Here is a 17071-nt window from a genome sequence, read left to right on the forward strand (position 1 = left end):
CCTGAAATTAGACTAACAGATCGGACTATCTTGCGGTAACTGAGCCAAGTTACAGGTAAAAATACCATACTTAATATCAAGGTTGCTCAGGAGAAAGAAATGCTAAAACAAATCAGGTTAGGTTTAATTGTTCCTCTGGGATTTGGCACAATTTTTATAGTTATGTTAGGAATTGGAATCGTATCTAAAATAACTATGGAAAGATTGACTAAAGCGACTGAATTAGTTGCCCATACTTATGAAGTTAAAGCCGAATTGAAACAACTAGAAAAACTGTTAGTGGATGCGGAAACAGGGCAAAGGGGATTTATCTACACAGGGTTAGCAAACTTTTTAGAACCCTATAACCAATCGAGAATATTAATTCCCCGCACTTTGGGTAATTTAAGTAAACAAATGGCAGACCCTTTGCAACAAAGAAAATTGAATACAGTTGAAGAATTAGTGCGGCAAAAAATGGATGAACTAGCAACAACTATTGTTTTAAAAAATACGAACAGAGAAAAAGAACTAAGAGCCTTGGTAGTCTCTGGTAAAGGTAAGAGAATTATGGATCAGATCAGAGCAAATATTGAGTTAATGATTAAGCAAGAAAATGCTCTGCAAGCCCAAAGAATTGAAGCCGCAAAGCAAGCAGAATTTTTAGCTCAAGTTGTTTCGATCGGTGGTACAGTAATTGCGGTGTTAATCGGTTCATTTATTGTACTTTTTATTAGTCGTCAAATTATTCAACCAATTAATCAGGTAGCTACTGCGATCGCTACTTCTAGCAATGAAATTGCCACCACAATTGTTCAGCAAGAACGTACAGCTGCTCAACAAGCAACAGCTGTTAATCAAACAACTACGACAATGGACGAATTAAATATATCCTCACAAAGATCGGCAGAACAAGCAGAAGCAGTAGCTACAGGAGCAAGGCAAATATTAAACCTAGTTGATGGTAGATACGAAGACAATTCAGGATTACATCAAATTAGTTTGAAACAGAAGATTTCTACATTAGCTGAACAAATTCTTAATTTGAGTAAACAAACTCACCAAATTGGCAGAATTTCCACTTTAGTTAGCCAATTAGCCAACCAAACTTATATGTTAGCTCTCAATGCAGCTGTAGAAGCAGTGCGTGCTGGCGAACATGGCAAAGGTTTTGGTGTTGTAGCTAGCGAAATTCGTAAATTGGCAGATCAAAGTAAACAATCAGCTGAGCAAATTAATATCATTGTCTTTGACATTCAATCAGCAACCAATTCCACAATAATCGCAGCTGACGAAGGAAAAGTAACATTAGAAGAAATTGTCGCAGTAATTAACGATGTAGTTGTTAGTACCCAACAAATCTCTTTGAATGCCAAGCAACAAGCAACTGCGATCGAACAAGTAGTTGAAGCTATGAATAACTTGAATCAAGGAGCAGCTGAAGCTGCTAGTGGAATCAGCCAAACTAAAGAAGGTACCCAAAGGTTAAATGAAGCAGCCATAAATCTGAAAAGAATAGTTTAAAGAGTAAAAAATCTGGTAGATACTAACAGAGAGAAAATTATGATTACTAAATTAAAATTACATAATCGAATGTTATTAGGCTTAGAAATTTACCTGTAACCAAACATAAATAAACAATAACAAAGGAGAAAATTATAATGTATATCGACGATGAAGAACTGAGAGTTATCTTTAAATCAGCAAGCGAAGAACATTTACAAAAATTAGAAGAAGGTTTGCTGCACTTAGAAAAAAATCCTCATGAGCAAGCAAATTTAGAAGAACTCATGCGGGAAGCACATAGTCTCAAAGGTGATGCTGGGATGTTGGGATTAAAAGATATTTCCACTCTCGCCCATCAATTAGAGCATATTTTAGGTACAATAAAACGAGATGAAGCAGAACTATCGCCTGATGTTAGCGATCGACTTTACCAAGGATTAGATGCCATTAGCCAATTAGTAGTAGAAGCAGTTACAGGCACTCCACCCCGCATTGATCCCTTCCATGTTTTAGCTTATATGATGGGAGGAAATAGCCCAAAATCTTCAGCTAATTCAACAGAAAATCAACCATCATCAGAAACAGAAACAGCAGCAGAAACTCACGAAGAAGACACCCTATCTTTAGAGCAACCAACGGAAAATTTAGCAGCAGAAACTCCAACTACTGCCACTGATGTAGATGTAATTCACCCAGAAGTAGAAGATCCGCCAACCGTTAATATTCCAAATATTACATCCTCCGTAGTTCCCCTCAACGAAATTCAAAAACTAACCTTTAGCATTTCCCCAAGTTCAGAAAACTCTCCAGAATCTCTAAAAGAAGCAACCAACAAAACTCCCGTTGAACAAACTTATCGCATTGAAAGCGTGCGAGTAGAAACTCGGCATTTAGACTCCTTAATGACTCAAGCAGGTGAACTTACAGTCACGAAAATTCGGATTAATCACAGACTAGCAGAAATTGAAGAAATCACCAATTTCTGTGAAGAATATAGCCGCATTAAATCCCAATCTTCTAGAACAACAGTCACAACTGAATCAGCACAAAACGCCTTTTTTCCCGTTGCAGCTTCTCTGTTTTCTCTGCCGCAAAGCTCCGATTTAGCACTAAAAAAAGATTCATCCAGAACTAAAGAAAATTTTCTGGAAAAGCTGGGAATGCTAGTTAACAAATTACGAAATTCTCTTTATGAAGATGTCCAAAGACTAGAAGTAATTTCTGATGAACTTTCCGATGGAATTAGAACTCTGCGACTGTTACCATTATCAACTATTTTTAGTTTATTTCCTCGCATGGTACGCGACTTAGCTAAACAACAAGGTAAAGAAATTAATTTCATTATTGAAGGAGGAGAAACTAAAGCCGATAAACGCATCATTGAAGAAATGAAAGATCCTTTGATGCACATGATTCGTAATTGTGTCGATCACGGAATTGAAACTGTAGAAGAAAGATGCCGCCTTGGTAAACCTCCCCAAGGAACAATTATATTGCGATCGAAACAAACAACAACGAATGTAGTAATAGAAGTTATCGATGATGGTAGGGGATTAGATATTGAAAAAATCAAACAAACAGCATTGAAACGCCGTGTTTATCGCGAAGAAGAACTGATCACAATGACACCATCCCAAATTCAAGCTTTAATTTTTATACCGGGATTTTCTACCCGTACATTTGTCACCGAAGTTTCGGGTAGGGGTGTAGGTTTAGATGTAGTGCGGAATAATGTAGAACATTTGAAAGGCAATATCCAAGTTGAATCTGATTTCGGAATGGGTTGTACAATTCGGATGTTGTTACCCACAACTTTAGCGACAGCGCACGTATTAATTGTTTCAGTTGATAACATTTCTTATGCAATTCCTGTGGAATATGTGATGATGGCGCGGTTAATTACACAGGAAGATATTTTTCCCATTGAAGGACAAGATACAATTCTTGTCGATTCTCAACCTATTTCAGTGACTCACTTAGCTGATTTATTAGAAATAAATCATCAGCAGGGATGGGCAACTCTGCCGCTTCAGCAAGTAGCTACAAATTCTCAACATTTGCCTTGTATTATTATTAAAGTAGGAGATGCTACTTTGGGATTAATCGTAGACGCATTACTAGATGAACAGGATGTAATGCTCAAACCCCAAGGTAAATTGCTCAAGCGGGTGCGGAATGTTTCTGGTGCGACAATTTTGGGTACTGGGGAAGTTTGTATGGTGTTAAATCCCCAAGATTTAATTAAATCTGTGCGTAAGCAAGCGGTGTCAAAAGTTGCAAGACGCTCTGTAAAATCCTTGCCTGCAACAGAACGCAAACAAGCTATTTTGTTAGTAGAAGATTCGATCGCCATTCGTACCCAAGAAAAACGTATCCTAGAAGGAGCAGGTTATGAAGTAGTAACTGCCGTCGATGGCATGGATGCACTTACCAAATTAAAATCTCGCTCTTATGATGCTATAGTCTCCGACATTCAAATGCCGAATTTAGATGGTTTATCCCTCGCCGCCAAAATTCGTCAAAATAAAGAATATAGCGAAATACCGATTATTTTGGTAACTTCCTTAGCCAGCGATGAAGATAAAAAAAGGGGTGCAGAAGCAGGTGCCAATGCCTATATTACCAAAGGCACTTTTAACCAACAGGTGTTATTAGATACGCTCAGAAGACTCGTTTAAAAGTCATTAGTCATCGGTGATTAAGTAGGTGCAAATAAATAAAATGAAAATAGTTATCTATCAATGGGGCGGGCAAGATGCCCACCCCACAAGAAAGCTGAAAATCTTGTGGGGTGGGCATCTTGCCCGCCTTTATTTTACTTTATTTAGATCTACCTACTTAGTCATGAGCAAAAAAGACCAAAAACAAATGACCAATGACGAATGACAAATGACAGATGACAAATGAACAAAATGCCAATTCGAGTTTTATTAGTTGAGGATTCACCAGTAGCATTGGTAATCTTGAAACGCATTTTAGCCGCATCTCCAGACATCGAAGTTGTGGGAACTGCTCGTCATGGTCGAGAAGCCTTAGAATTAATTCCCAAACTTCAGCCACAGGTGATTTGTACAGATTACCATATGCCACAAATGAATGGGTTAGAATTTACTGAAGAAGTAATGATACGGTTTCCTCGACCAATTTTGGTAATTAGTGCTTCTGTGCAAGCGGAAGATAGCCAAACTACTTTTAAAATGCTGAATGCGGGTGCGGTTGATGTTTTTCCGAAACCTCGATCTCCATCAATTGAAGAATATGAATTGCTCAAACAGGAGTTAATTAGCAAAATCAAAATTCTTTCTGGGGTGACTGTATTTACTAGGCATCGCCGCAATAGTAATATTACAATGCCAGTCGATCGCACTGCACACACAACCGCAGGTAATCATCAATCAATTAAGTTAGAAACTAAAACAAATTTTCCCATTTCACGACCTCCAGCAATTAATTTACCATTTCAAAATCATCATTCCAAACCTAAAATTGTCTCTATCGGTGCTTCTACAGGAGGGCCACAAGCACTCAATACTATTCTTTCTCAATTACCGATGAATTTCCCCTTACCAATCCTTTGTGTACAACATATTAGTGAGGGATTTTTGCAAGGTTTAGTAGATTGGTTGGGAACAGAATGTCAGCTACCAGTAAAAATTGCTAAATTTGGCGAAATACCTCAACCCGGAGTAGTTTATTTCCCTCCAGAAGGTAGACATTTAGAATTAGATGGTTTCGGTAGATTTCTCTGTACTAATTCGCCGCCTGTTTCTGGTCATCGTCCTTCAGTTACAGTTACTTTTAATTCTGTAGCTAAATGTTATGGTGCCGCAAATATTGCGGTTTTGTTAACAGGTATGGGGCGCGATGGTGCTGATGGAATGTTAGCGATCGCGCAAGCAGGAGGTATAACTATTGCTCAAAATGAAGCAAGTTGTGTAGTGTTTGGAATGCCGAAAGAAGCGATCGCTTTAGGTGCGGCAAAACACATTTTACCAGTGAATCAAATTGCCTCAATGTTACTCAAACAATTGAATATAGTGAATGGGGGTGGTGGGTAGGGTGCGATCGATCTTTTTTATTGAACCGCAAAGAACGCAAAGGACGCGAAGGAAGAGAAGGGAGAGAAGGGCTTTGGGGAAGTGCGTTGGCGTAGCCTGCCGTAGGCATATCGCTATTTACCCATCTTTACACGAACCTTAAATCATGATGCCCAGCAAGTTTTTTCCGGGAATTTTCCCTGTTTCCAATGCTGGCAGATTTTGATTGCTGCTCTCAGAAATACAGCTTGTGAGTTATTAGTAGGAACTGGCTCAATTTCTTTAACTACACTATTGGACAACAAATTCTTTCTTTCCGTTTTTGCTTAAATACTCTGGCTGTAATTCAATTATCATTGTGTTCCTCTTTTATTGATGTTTTTATAGCCAAAATTGGCGATCGCCCTCCATTAAACTAGGACGAATACCTTGTAATCGCAGATAAGCCATACGATCAGATCCATACAATGGCATAGGTAAACGAGGCTCTTTTAATGCACCATGATGTAGTAGTGTTAGTTTCAGCGTAGTGTTTAGAATATCTACAATTGGAACTTGATGTCCTAGCTCATGAACTGTTAAACGTATGGGACGAGCTAAACCTACTTTATAAGAAACTTTAGTTGTCACTAGAATCGCTTCACGAGATGATAAAAGAAGTGCCAATCCTTTTGATGGTGCTATCACCACTTTATCGTTCAGATTGTACAGTCGGGGAACACCAGACTTTTTACATTCCACCAAAATAAACTGAGAGTTAATTGCTTTAGCTCGCTCTACTAAATAGTTAGCTTCCTTGCCAACAAAAGAGCCATCTCGGTAAATCAGGACAGTCTTATTTTCTAATTCTGCTGCTGGTAACAATCGTTCTAACAATCTTTGGGGAATTTCTTCACCTGGTATTACTTCATCTTCTAATCGATAACGAACAAACTCCCCTTGTCTCCCATAAAGGCGCACACTTGCACAAGCATTCATCGTACCAGCTTGCCTTTTTTTAGAAACTCTGGAAATGTCCAAACCAATAAAATAGTCAGCAATTTCTAAAGGTTCAGCCAGAACGAAAGGTAAGTTTCCTAATTTTGCCAAAATTCCCGGAATTACCTGATTTAGAACATACTGATAGTTACCAGGATTACTCAAAGTATCCTCATAAATCATTTGACTAGCAATCTGACGACGCAGCAACAACGAGTAAATTTGATAATAAAAGCTACCTTCCTCTCTGTTATCAGCATAGCGATCGCTTTGAGGAAGAAATGACAAAACAATATCATGCGGTACAGCAACTAATCCATGAACAGCTTTTTCAATAGCCGCTCTTGCCTCAGTTATACTCAAATTATTGATTGACAAAGGTTGTTTAGTAATTATTTCACTCTCAAATCCATAGCTGCGAAGACGTTGCTTAACTTGCTCCAAGAACAGATTTACCTTCACATCACAAAGTTTCAACGCTGCAATTTGGATTACTCGCGATTTATCCTGATAATCATCGTGACGTTTATAAACACCTCCTTTTTTAAGACCTGTTAGTATATTACCTCTCTTTCCTTCAAAGTTATTTCCAAACAATAGAGTAGTTTCCTCAAGTGGCTTTTCTGGTTCCCAAAATAAAGATGGATGCTCAATCCTATTAATACTACGTTCTATTTCAAATCCATAAGCTTTTAAAGCATTTTTAGCTGTTGTTTTGTATTGACTTAAAAGATTTGTCCTATCTTTATGAGAAATTTTAGTTTCCTTGAGTAACTTCCCATATTCCACCTCAAATTGGTCAGCAGTGTCTGAGGTAACGCAAGGACGTAAAGCTGCCATAGCATAATAATATTGGTTTGAACTTTTACCGAATTGTACAGCAACTACAGGTTGAGCGTCAGGAGCCTCTTTTAGTGCTTGTTTACTAATAGAACCAGTGGCTTTTTCCAGCAAGTCTTTTCTATATTCCTCCATAGTTCCGACAATACCGACAATTGTGGCGTTACTACCCCGTTCAATACTTTGAACTTTCAAACCGATTAAAAGTTGTTCTGGGTTTTGCCTTTGAGGATGATTTTCATAGAAATCAGCTAAATTTTCCCGAAATACAATACTGCTAAAAACAGTTAAAGTTATAGCTGGCTGTAACTCACCTTCTAATTGAATAATTTCAGTCCAAAAATCCGGTTCTCTCCTAACTTCAACTCCTTTATCTGAGAAAACAACTGGATATGAAAATTGAGTTTTATTCAAAATCTGAACAGCCAACTGGGAAATAATCGAGGGTGTTTCTTGTGGCTGACGTACCCATTGGAATGAAAAAAAACGCTCCTGAAAACCTTCCACTTCATCTTGAATAGTTGTTAACACTTCTTTTAATTGATTTTGGCTAGGTAGGTGATTATTACTTGCTGCTAAAACCCAAAAATAAGGCTTGTGCCATATAACAACAGTTTCTGGTAGCTTTCGACTAAAATGGTAGCTTAAACGATTACCATCTTTTTGTTCAATTTCAGGAGTTAATCGAAAACACATTAATTTGAGTTGTGAGTATTTCAAAGGAAAAACTTCACTGAAAGATGTCACAGCTTGGGTGGATGAATCAGTAGCAGTCATGCTGGAACCTCAGAAACAGAAAATTTACAAATTGAACTAAATTGACAGTAGCGGCAGTTAAAGCCAGGATTGGCAGGAAAAATTTGGGCAAAGTCACCTAGATTTTTCTTGTAACGGCTTAACTCTGCTTGATGCCGTTGGGCGATTCGTGCTAACTCATTCTGAATGGCGTTAAGTTGAGCATTTGTTGCAGTAATTGGCTCAGACCATTTACTACTTTCCAAGTTATAGAATGAGGCAACAGCTTTCTTGTCTGGGTAGAGGTAGGTAGCAGCTAGAAGGTAAACAAATGCTTGTCTTCTGTCAAAATCAGATTTACCAGTTTTAAAATCTAAAATGTGTAACTTGCCGTCTGATTCAAGGAAGATGCTGTCAATAGCCGCAAACAAATTGAACCAATAATTACCATGTTTAATCTGTATCGGTTCAGGAAAACCTTCATCTCCTCGGCTCAATTTGACGATATTTTTTCCGAGTAAAATAGGATTTTTATGGTAGTTTTTGATAATTCCAATAAGTCGCTGCTGAACCTCTATTGACTCTTGGCTTAATTTTAGATTTTCTGCTATTTTTTCCACCCCATCTGAGTGTTGCAACAGTTGGATATCCTGATGAAATTCGTAAACAGCCATCTGTGCCAGCAAACCAATATGTTGAATTATGGTATCTTGCTCTAAAAGTGCTTTTACCAATGGTTCTTTCTTTTGCGCCCTCGCAAAACCACGCTTCATGTCACAGTGGTAGTGTTCTTGCCCAATAGCCGGAACAAACTGTGACCAAATATTAAAACTTGCATAGGGTAGCCAAGGTGTTTTCATAAGTTTAAACTCCTGAAATAGATAGCTGTAATTCTGTCTTTAGTGTCTTCCAACCATGCTGAGTTGCTACTTTTTTCAGTACAGGCTTGATGGTTTTTGGGGAAGCAGAAGACATTAAGATACTTGGATAAACTGCGGTTCCCCAGTTGGGATGTTCTAGTACACGACAGTTATTCTGAATTACTGGGAAACCCAAGAGTGCTTCTACCGCAGCTGTATCATCATGGCGGATTTCTCCTATGCGTGAGAGCAAAGGATAGCCAGTTCTAGGGTCAATCAAATCTGCCAAAAATCCGCGATCGCGCAAATCAAATGCCACATCAAACCCAAAGCGCATGAACTTTTCCCGAAGTCGTTCTTTTTCCCTCTCAATGTGATCTGTGCTTTCTAACATCTGGTATCGAGATTGCTGCAAGACAACGACAACCCACGAAACAGATAAATTCCAATCTGGGATGACTCGCTCCAAGTTTTGAATCATGAATGGACTTGGCTGATGAATGGAAATCTCAACTCTCTGTCCTGTTTGTGTGGTCAAATTTATCAGATTGCCTTGCTGGGTGGTGTTCATCTGCTCTACATAAAGTGTTTTGTAATCGCCTGAGTCCATATATAGCGCCTTTAATTATGTTGGCTTTTTATTCAACTCTATATATCCTATCACAGATGTTGGCTTTTTCGTCAACAAAACTTGATTTTTTCGTCAAGTCCTAGTATGATTCATGAGTAAGTAGGGAAAAAAACGTGGAACACACTTTTGGCAAGCTTATCCGTGAAGCTCGCAAGGATAAGGGCTACAGTCAACGCGAACTGTCGAAGCTGCTAGGATTGGATTTTACATACCTGTCCAAGTTAGAAAATGACCGTGCAGACTATTCACCTAAAGAGGAAGTCATTAGATCGTTAGCACGCAATTTGGATTTGGACGAAGAAGAGTTAATTTTCCTTGCTGGTCGTATCCCTCAGCGTGATGAAGATTTTCTGAAGCAGCATTATAAATTTATGCCTGCTTTGTTCCGCAGAATGCAAGAAAATCCCGAATTTGCCAACAAGATATTTCGGGAGGTTAGACAATCAGAAAATGAGGAGAACTAATGTTGGATATAGATATTATCAAGCCTTATCGCCCTATTCCTGAGCGTGAAATTGAACGTCAGGCTAATGACATTCTCAGGCGAATGCAAAAAACGCCCAAATATATTCCAAAGTGGCCTTTGGATGCTACCCGTGTGGCTGAGTTTTTGGGGCTGGATGTTGTTTGGGATAGGATACCACCCGATCCTCAAGGAAAGATAGCGGCTCGGATTTTACCTCTGGAGCGTCTGATAGAAATTAATGAAGATATTTTAGAACTGCCTAAAGGTTTTGAGGAATCAACAGTAGCCCATGAACTTGGACACTGGGTTTTTCACATCGACCAAAAAGCTGCTGGCATTTTTCAGGAAAGGTTAAAACAGGGGATTGACATAGATGTGCAGCCGTTTTTGTGTCGGGCTGTCAGTGGTCAGCTGCAAAAAATGGAGCGGCAAGCTCAACTTTTTGCCAGTTATTTACTCATGCCCCAATACATTTTAGAAGAAATGCAGATAGGAAAAGATTTAACAAAATGGCCTCACCTTTATGCAATGGCTAAAGATATTGGTGTTACTATATCTAATCTTAAAAATCGTTTAAAACAGCTAGATTGGATTATTATTCCTCCTGATTCTAAGATAATTTACTTGGGTAAATCCGCACCTTGTCGCAAAAAATAAGCTTTTCGTTATGAGGATGAACAATGAGATTCATCAATCCCAAAACCGACTTTGCCTTTAAGAAAATCTTTGGTTCTGAACAAAGCAAAGATATTTTAATCAGCTTTTTAAATGCCTTACTTTATAACGGCAATCCCACCATTGAAGATTTAGAAATACTTAACCCTTATCTAGCACCGAAAATTAGAGGTATTAAAGATACTTACTTGGATGTCAAAGCCAAAATTACAGACGACAAAACTGTAATTATCGAAATGCAAGTATTGAATGTTGAAGGTTTTGAAAAGCGCATTTTATACAACGCCGCTAAAGCTTATTCAATTCAACTGGATGCTGGAGAAAATTACAACCTTTTAAATCCTGTAATTGCTCTAACAATTACCGATTTTGAAATGTTTTCCAATTGGGATAAAGTAATTTCTCGCTTTGCCCTCAAAGAGCAAGATTACTTGGTTGATTATTCAATTTATGATATTGAGTTAGTATTTGTAGAATTGCCCAAATTTAACAAAGAATTGGCTCAGTTAGAAACCCTTACCGATAAATGGATTTATTTCCTGAAAACTGCTAGGAGTTTGTCAACTGTACCAGAAGAAATAGGGGAAATTCCCGAAATTCAAAAAGCTTTTGCAATTGCTAATCAAGCGAACTTAAGTCGTGATGAGTTGGAAGATTTAGAAAAGCGAGAAATTTACATTTACGATCAGCGCAATGCGATTACAAAGGCGGTTAATCAAAACAGACGAGAAATTGCCAAGCGATTAATTGATGTAGGATTAGACGACCAAACTATCAGTCAAACAACAGGATTAAACTTGGAGGAAGTGCGAAATTTAAGGGTTAACTAAATACTCTAGTTACATCATCCTAAATTTAACGACATATAGCGAGAGAGGTTTTATTGTGGAGAAATGCGATCGCTTTTTTTTATTGAACCGCGTTCGCGTAGCACCGCTACGCGAAGATCGCGAAGGAAGGGAAGAGAAGATCGATCGCAAATTGTAGAAAATCTTATTTAGTTTTACCATTAATTTAAGTACATAAGGGGCAAGAAGCAATGAATATTACTCTCAAGCCAGAACAAGAACAGTTTATCCAATCTCAAATTGAACGAGGAATTTTTGCTAATGCAGAAGAAGCGATCGCAGTAGCATTAAACTTATTAGAAGAACAAATCAAAAGTTACGAACAGTGGTTAAAGGAAACTCGCAAAAAAGTAGAAGTTGGACTAGCAGAACTGGAACGAGGCGAAAATTTCCCTCTAGAAATCGCGTTTGAAAGATTAGATCAAAAACTTACTAAATTATGTGAGACACAACAATAAAGCTAGGTTAACATCTGCGTTCATCTGCATTCAGATGGGTTCAAAAAAAGCCTAAAATTACCACACCAAAACTAAATAATGGTGCGTTACGCTGCGCTAACACACCCTACAAATAAACCAAAAGCGGCGACTCCCTAAAGAAACCACCGCTTACTATTAAAAACCCAAATTTTTAGTACCGTTCTTCCTCTTCGTATTCCGGCGCTTTCTTCTTCTCAGGAATATTTATCTTCGGAGCTTTGTAAGGTTTAGGCGCTTCATCATCCGCCCAAACGTCTTCCTCCTCATCATCGTAATTCCGGTTATCAAAACGTGGCGGTTCTGGTTCGGGGTAAGCTTTTTGCGCGAAAGTCCGTTGGGGTGGTTCGCTCCAATTTGCTTCTTCTAACTCTTCCTCGTAAACTGGTTCTGCTTGCGCCATTTTGCGTAAAGGTTGCGGACGCTCTGCTTCCCAGTTATCATCATCCCATTCTTGTTCGACAACAGGTTTGTTGATGCGAACTGGTTGGGGGTTAGCAGCACGCAAAGGTTCTCCTTTAGGCAACTGATTTTCTGGTCTAATAGCTACAGGAGGCGCAAATTCGTCTTCTTCCCGTTCCCAAGGTGCTCTACCAATACCCAGGCGTTCCATTACACCAACGGTTAATTGTACCAGTCTTTCTTCGGAACCTTCAAATACTATTAACCGATTTGGGCCACTGCTGACAATTTCTTCAATGGGTAACTCATAAGTACTAATTGTCTCAAAACCCGCTATGCGATCGGGAATTTGTGGTAAACCTACAGAAGCAATGATTAAAGAAGTCAGTTTACCGTCTTCAATATCAAACTTAAAACCTCTTACCTTACCTAAAGGTTCGCCTGTTTCTGTAATTACTTCACAGTTGACTAGATTACTATATGCTTCTACATCTACATCATCTTCTAGGACGCTATCATCATCTACCAAAATAACGTCACCTATTTGACGGATGCGTTCTAAAAGCATATTTCTGGGTATACCACCGATCCCAAGTATATTATCTCGTAAACTGAGCGCGACTATCTCTCGGCGATCGATATCTACCCAAAGCTGACTTACTACACCCAGGCGTTTACCCGTGTCGCGGGTAATTACCTGTGTACCTAATATTTCTGAGCGAAGGCGGATCTGATCAGATGTCATTAACTTATCCCGAATCCTGGTTAAAAATCCTTTTATAATACCAATCTTAATGAAACAAAGTTTAGTTAGGTTTGGTCGCAGTTTGCAACTTAATTCCCAAAACTTGGGTGTATGCTCCCCTTGCTTGAGTCACTCCAATTACTCTCTCTGCTGCTTTGATCATAGGGCCTTTATGACTAACCACGATAAACTGTGCTCGATCGGCCTGTTGTCTAATCATTCTAGCTAATCGTTCGACGTTTGCTCCATCTAAAAACATATCTACTTCATCAAATGAGTAAAACGGTGATGGGCGATAGCGTTGTAAGGCGAAAATAAAGCTCAATGCGGTTAAAGATTTTTCTCCTCCTGACATGGAAGCTAGTCTTTGCACTGGTTTTCCTTTAGGATGTGCTACTAAGTTGAGTCCCCCAGCAAAAGGATCTTCTGGGTTATCTAATGTTAAGCTACCATCACCTTCGGAAAGTTCGGCAAAGATTTTCTGAAAGTTCTCGTTTACTGCGTCGAATGCTTCTTTAAAAGCTCGATATCGCAAGGTTGTAAAGTTTTCAATTCGCAGTAAAAGTTCTGTACGTTCTGCTTCTAAAGTTGTTAGTTTTTCCGTTAGTTCATCTAAACGCGCTTGCGTGCGATCGTACTCTTCCAACGCTAACATATTCACAGGTTCCATCGCTTGCAACCGCTTTTGCAAACTCCGCATTTCTTTCTGCAATTCTTCTAAATTCGTATTCTCTGGTACGGTTGGCAAAGGTTCGGGTAATTCGCTTTCTTGAGTTTGTCTTTGCGTTTGGACATTTGTCAATTCTTCCCGACGTGCAACTTGAGTTTCTTGCAATTTTTGCAATTCCCATTCGGTTTGTTGTTGGGATTTTTGTAACTGACGCAATTTATTTTCCCTGGCATCTCTTGTCTTTTTCTCTTCTCCTAATTTCGCTTCAGCTTGAATCATCGCCACTCCAGTTTCGGCAATCTTAGCATTAATTTCCAAGTCTTGATTAGTTACAGTATTTAACTGTTCTTGTTGCAGATTTCTTTGGGTTTCGTATTCTGCTACTCGACGCTGAGATTCGTCAATTCTTGATTGTAAAAGTTGACTTTGATTCTCTAAATCTTTCAGTCTTTGTTCGGCATTTCGCAGATTTTGTTCCCGTTGATTGAGTTCTGCTTCCTGCACTTTAATCGTTGCTTGCATTTGTTGCCATTCGCTGTGAATTTGCGACTGTTCCAACTCGGCTAAACTTTGTCTTAATTGGGCTAAGTTCGCTTCGTTGGCGGGTAATTCAGTTTCTAAAACTTGCAAGCGAGATTTGGCACTAGCTAATTCTAAGGTATTTTTGGCGATTTGGGAGTTCAGTTGCGATCGCTGTTCGTTCAACCCATTAATTTCTCTCTTCAACTGTTCAAAATGTAACTCCTGTTCCCGGCGTTCTTGTCTCGCTTCACTTAACTGCTGAGTCAGTTGTTTAATATCTTGAGTCAGTTTCCCAATACTCTGTTCGCATCTCTCCAAAACTAACTCGATATCATGCAATCTATTCTTCAAACTGACTATTTCTACCGATTCAGTAGAATGACCTGTCCCAAAGTGTAACCCAGAATTATGACTAACACTTCCACCAGTCATCGCCCCGCTAGATTCCAACAAATCCCCATCCAAAGTTACCATACGGTATTGACCGATATATTGCCTCGCATCACTCAGGGTTTTAAATACGATCGTACTCCCAAAAACGTAAGCAAAAATATCTCGATATCGCGGTTCACATTCTATCAGATTAATCGCATAATCAATGAATCCGTTAGCATATCTTAACGCCACAATCGGCGTAACTTTTTGTGCATGGATTTTGTTCAAAGGTAAGAAGGTAACTCTTCCCGCCTTCTTCTGTTTTAATAATTCAATTCCCGCCGCCGCAATGCCGTCATCTTCAACCACTAAATGTCCTAAACGCGCACCAGCAGCAGTCTCCAAAGCTAATTGATATTCGGGAAAAGCTCTACCCAATTGAGCAACTAAACCACAAATTCCTGGCATTCCCGACTGTAAAATTAACTTAGTCGCGTAAGTTCCTTGAGCTTCTTGTTGCGCTTGTTGTTGCGCTTCTAATTTATCGAGTTGACGTTGCTTTTCTCGCTGTTCTTGAGACAGGCGTTTTTGCGTGTCTTGTTGCAGTTTTAACTCTTGTTCTGAGTAAGATAATCTCTCAGCTAACTGTTGAACTCTTGACCCAGATTCTTGTAATTGATTTTCAAAATCCACCGATCGAGATTGTTTACTTTCTAACTGCGGTGCTAGAGATTCTAAAAGTTGGGTTTGTTCTTCAACTAGTCTTTCTAAATTAGTAAAACGTTCCCTTAATTGTGCTTGTTCTGTACGTTGCGGATCGATGATTGCTAAGAGATTTTCAACTTGGCGATTTAGGGAAGTTTGTTGTAACACCCAAGCTTCTGAAGAAGATGCGATCGCACTAGCACTTTCCCGACTCTGATTAACCGCCAACTGTGCCGCATCTCGCAGCGCAACCAATCCCACCAACTCATTTCTAACAACTTCCTGCTCTTCAGAAATTCGAGCTAAATTTTGTTGATGTTGCTCAATTTCCTGCCGAGTTTCCCTTAATCGCTTTTCCGTTTCATTAAAACTTGTCGTTAATTCCGTTTGGCGTAATTGTAATTGTCGTTTTTCAGCTTCTTGAGTTGCTAAAACCGCTTGTAATGATAAAAGTTCCTCTTCACCCAAAGCTTTAACTTTGGCATTCAACTCTTCTAATTCAGCGCTAACTTCCCGAATTTGTTGATTGAGAGTTTCCAGTTGTTCAGTTAATTGGGTAGAATTGCGATCGCCTAATGCAATTTGCTCCCTTAACTGAAATTCTTGATTTCGGAGAGTTTGCCAAACTAAGACAACCTCCCACTTTTCCTTTTCCTGTAATTCTGCCCGGAGTTTCTGATACTTTTCCGCCTTAATTCTATCTTGGGAAAGGCGATCGCGCTGCGAAATCAACTCCCTTTCCACAATCCGACAACTATCTTCCCTTTCCTTAACCGATTCTAAAGTCTCCTTCGCCTGAGAAATCTTCCGATCAAAAGCAGCAACACCCGCCAACTCATCAATAATTTCCCGACGTTCCTTAGCATTCATCGAAATAATGCTAGTCACATCCCCCTGCAACACCACATTGTAACCTTCCGGGTAAACCCGCAAACGGTTCAACTGCTCGTGCAACTCCGTCAGCGTACAAGACTCGCCATTAATGAAGTAAGTCGAGGTATAACTCCCCTGCTTCGTCACCCGCAACTTCCGCGTCACACTCCACTCCTTCGGGGACTGGGAATCAGAGGTGGGGGGGTGGGGAGGTAGGGAGGTAGGGGGAGTATTTTCCCCCATCTCCCCATCTCCCCATCTCCCCATCTCCCCATCTCCCCCGCTTTCTTCCTCTGCGACAAAAAACCCAGGTTCATCGGACAAATCAAAAGTCACGGTAACGCTAGCTTCAGCAGTTCCGCGATTAGTTTGGTGATTGTGGTTAATCAAATCAGGTAAACGTTCCGCACGCATACCCTTAGAACTAGCAAGACCTAAACAAAACAGTAGCGCATCCAAAATATTCGATTTTCCCGAACCATTTGGCCCAGAAATAACCGTAAACCCCGGCAGCAGAGGGACTTGGGAAGTGCCGCCGAAGGACTTGAAGTGAGATAATTCCATGCGCTTGATATGAACCATAGACGCTGGGCGAACCAAGCATGAAAATACAACTGTATCAGCCAGTGTAGCGATTCTCAACAGGTTAGCATAGTTACCTTTCGGAAAGCCAACCTTCCTTGTTAAAAAAATTGTGCCGAATTTTCCTGTTTACTTCCAGTTCCCCTGCTCTCTAGTTTTGTCAGAG

13 protein-coding genes are annotated in these 17071 nt (G+C 39.6%); 8 read left to right on the forward strand and 5 right to left on the reverse strand.

Features of this window, described 5'->3' with window-relative positions; translation table 11 throughout:
- Positions 1-99: 99 nt before the first annotated feature.
- The 4 genes from ACE1CI_RS06475 (at position 100) to cheB (ending at position 5543) form a co-directional block, all read left to right on the forward strand.
- Positions 100-1503: a CHASE3 domain-containing protein gene (locus tag ACE1CI_RS06475; protein ID WP_413263793.1), complete on the forward strand. Its 1404-nt coding sequence runs from the start codon at positions 100-102 to the stop codon at positions 1501-1503.
- 137 nt (positions 1504-1640) lie between these two features.
- Entirely contained in the window at positions 1641-4163 is a 2523-nt protein-coding gene (locus tag ACE1CI_RS06480) for a hybrid sensor histidine kinase/response regulator (protein WP_413263794.1), read from the forward strand.
- Between the two features lie 43 nt (positions 4164-4206).
- Positions 4207-4371 (forward strand): hypothetical protein, encoded by a 165-nt coding sequence (locus ACE1CI_RS06485; RefSeq protein WP_496615279.1) that lies wholly within the window; start codon positions 4207-4209, stop codon positions 4369-4371.
- Positions 4372-4397: 26 nt separating this feature from the next.
- Positions 4398-5543, forward strand: a complete 1146-nt coding sequence (gene cheB, locus ACE1CI_RS06490; protein ID WP_413264386.1) for a chemotaxis-specific protein-glutamate methyltransferase CheB — start codon at positions 4398-4400, stop codon at positions 5541-5543.
- A 360-nt stretch (positions 5544-5903) separates the two neighbouring features.
- Here cheB and ACE1CI_RS06495 read toward each other — a convergent pair whose 3' ends face one another.
- From ACE1CI_RS06495 to ACE1CI_RS06505, 3 genes are read right to left on the reverse strand one after another with little or no spacing between them, the layout of a single operon-like run.
- Entirely contained in the window at positions 5904-8117 is a 2214-nt protein-coding gene (locus ACE1CI_RS06495) for a Piwi domain-containing protein (protein WP_413264384.1), read from the reverse strand.
- Positions 8114-8935 carry a PD-(D/E)XK nuclease family protein gene (locus tag ACE1CI_RS06500; protein ID WP_413264383.1) on the reverse strand — a complete coding sequence of 274 codons (822 nt, stop codon included), beginning with the start codon at positions 8933-8935 and terminating at the stop codon, positions 8114-8116. The genes ACE1CI_RS06495 and ACE1CI_RS06500 overlap by 4 nt, the downstream gene beginning before the upstream one ends.
- 4 nt (positions 8936-8939) lie before the next feature.
- Positions 8940-9545, reverse strand: a complete 606-nt coding sequence (locus tag ACE1CI_RS06505) for a methylmalonic aciduria and homocystinuria type D protein (protein WP_413264382.1) — start codon at positions 9543-9545, stop codon at positions 8940-8942.
- 134 nt (positions 9546-9679) lie between these two features.
- Between ACE1CI_RS06505 and ACE1CI_RS06510 the strand changes: the two genes are divergently transcribed.
- The 4 genes from ACE1CI_RS06510 (at position 9680) to ACE1CI_RS06525 (ending at position 12013) form a co-directional block, all read left to right on the forward strand.
- Positions 9680-10030, forward strand: coding sequence for a helix-turn-helix domain-containing protein (locus ACE1CI_RS06510; protein WP_413264381.1), 351 nt, complete (start codon positions 9680-9682; stop codon positions 10028-10030).
- An 8-nt stretch (positions 10031-10038) separates the two neighbouring features.
- On the forward strand, positions 10039-10689 hold the full coding sequence (locus ACE1CI_RS06515; protein ID WP_413264385.1) for an ImmA/IrrE family metallo-endopeptidase: 651 nt from the start codon (positions 10039-10041) through the stop codon (positions 10687-10689).
- A 23-nt stretch (positions 10690-10712) separates the two neighbouring features.
- A complete protein-coding gene (locus ACE1CI_RS06520; RefSeq protein ID WP_413264380.1) occupies positions 10713-11537 on the forward strand; it encodes an Rpn family recombination-promoting nuclease/putative transposase in 825 nt (274 codons plus the stop codon).
- Between the two features lie 209 nt (positions 11538-11746).
- Positions 11747-12013 (forward strand): ribbon-helix-helix domain-containing protein, encoded by a 267-nt coding sequence (locus tag ACE1CI_RS06525; RefSeq protein ID WP_413264379.1) that lies wholly within the window; start codon positions 11747-11749, stop codon positions 12011-12013.
- Between the two features lie 172 nt (positions 12014-12185).
- Here the strand turns inward: ACE1CI_RS06525 and ACE1CI_RS06530 are convergent, their stop codons facing one another.
- Together ACE1CI_RS06530 and smc are read right to left on the reverse strand one after the other, a co-directional pair.
- The gene (locus ACE1CI_RS06530; protein WP_413264378.1) at positions 12186-13178 is read right to left on the reverse strand and encodes a PRC-barrel domain-containing protein; all 993 of its coding nucleotides are present in this window, start codon (positions 13176-13178) and stop codon (positions 12186-12188) included.
- 61 nt (positions 13179-13239) lie between these two features.
- Positions 13240-16905, reverse strand: coding sequence for a chromosome segregation protein SMC (gene smc, locus ACE1CI_RS06535; RefSeq protein WP_413264377.1), 3666 nt, complete (start codon positions 16903-16905; stop codon positions 13240-13242).
- Between the last annotated feature and the right edge of the window lie 166 nt (positions 16906-17071).

This window comes from Floridaenema flaviceps BLCC-F50 (genome assembly GCF_041929275.2).
In the GTDB taxonomy this organism is placed as follows: domain Bacteria; phylum Cyanobacteriota; class Cyanobacteriia; order Cyanobacteriales; family Aerosakkonemataceae; genus Floridanema; species Floridanema flaviceps.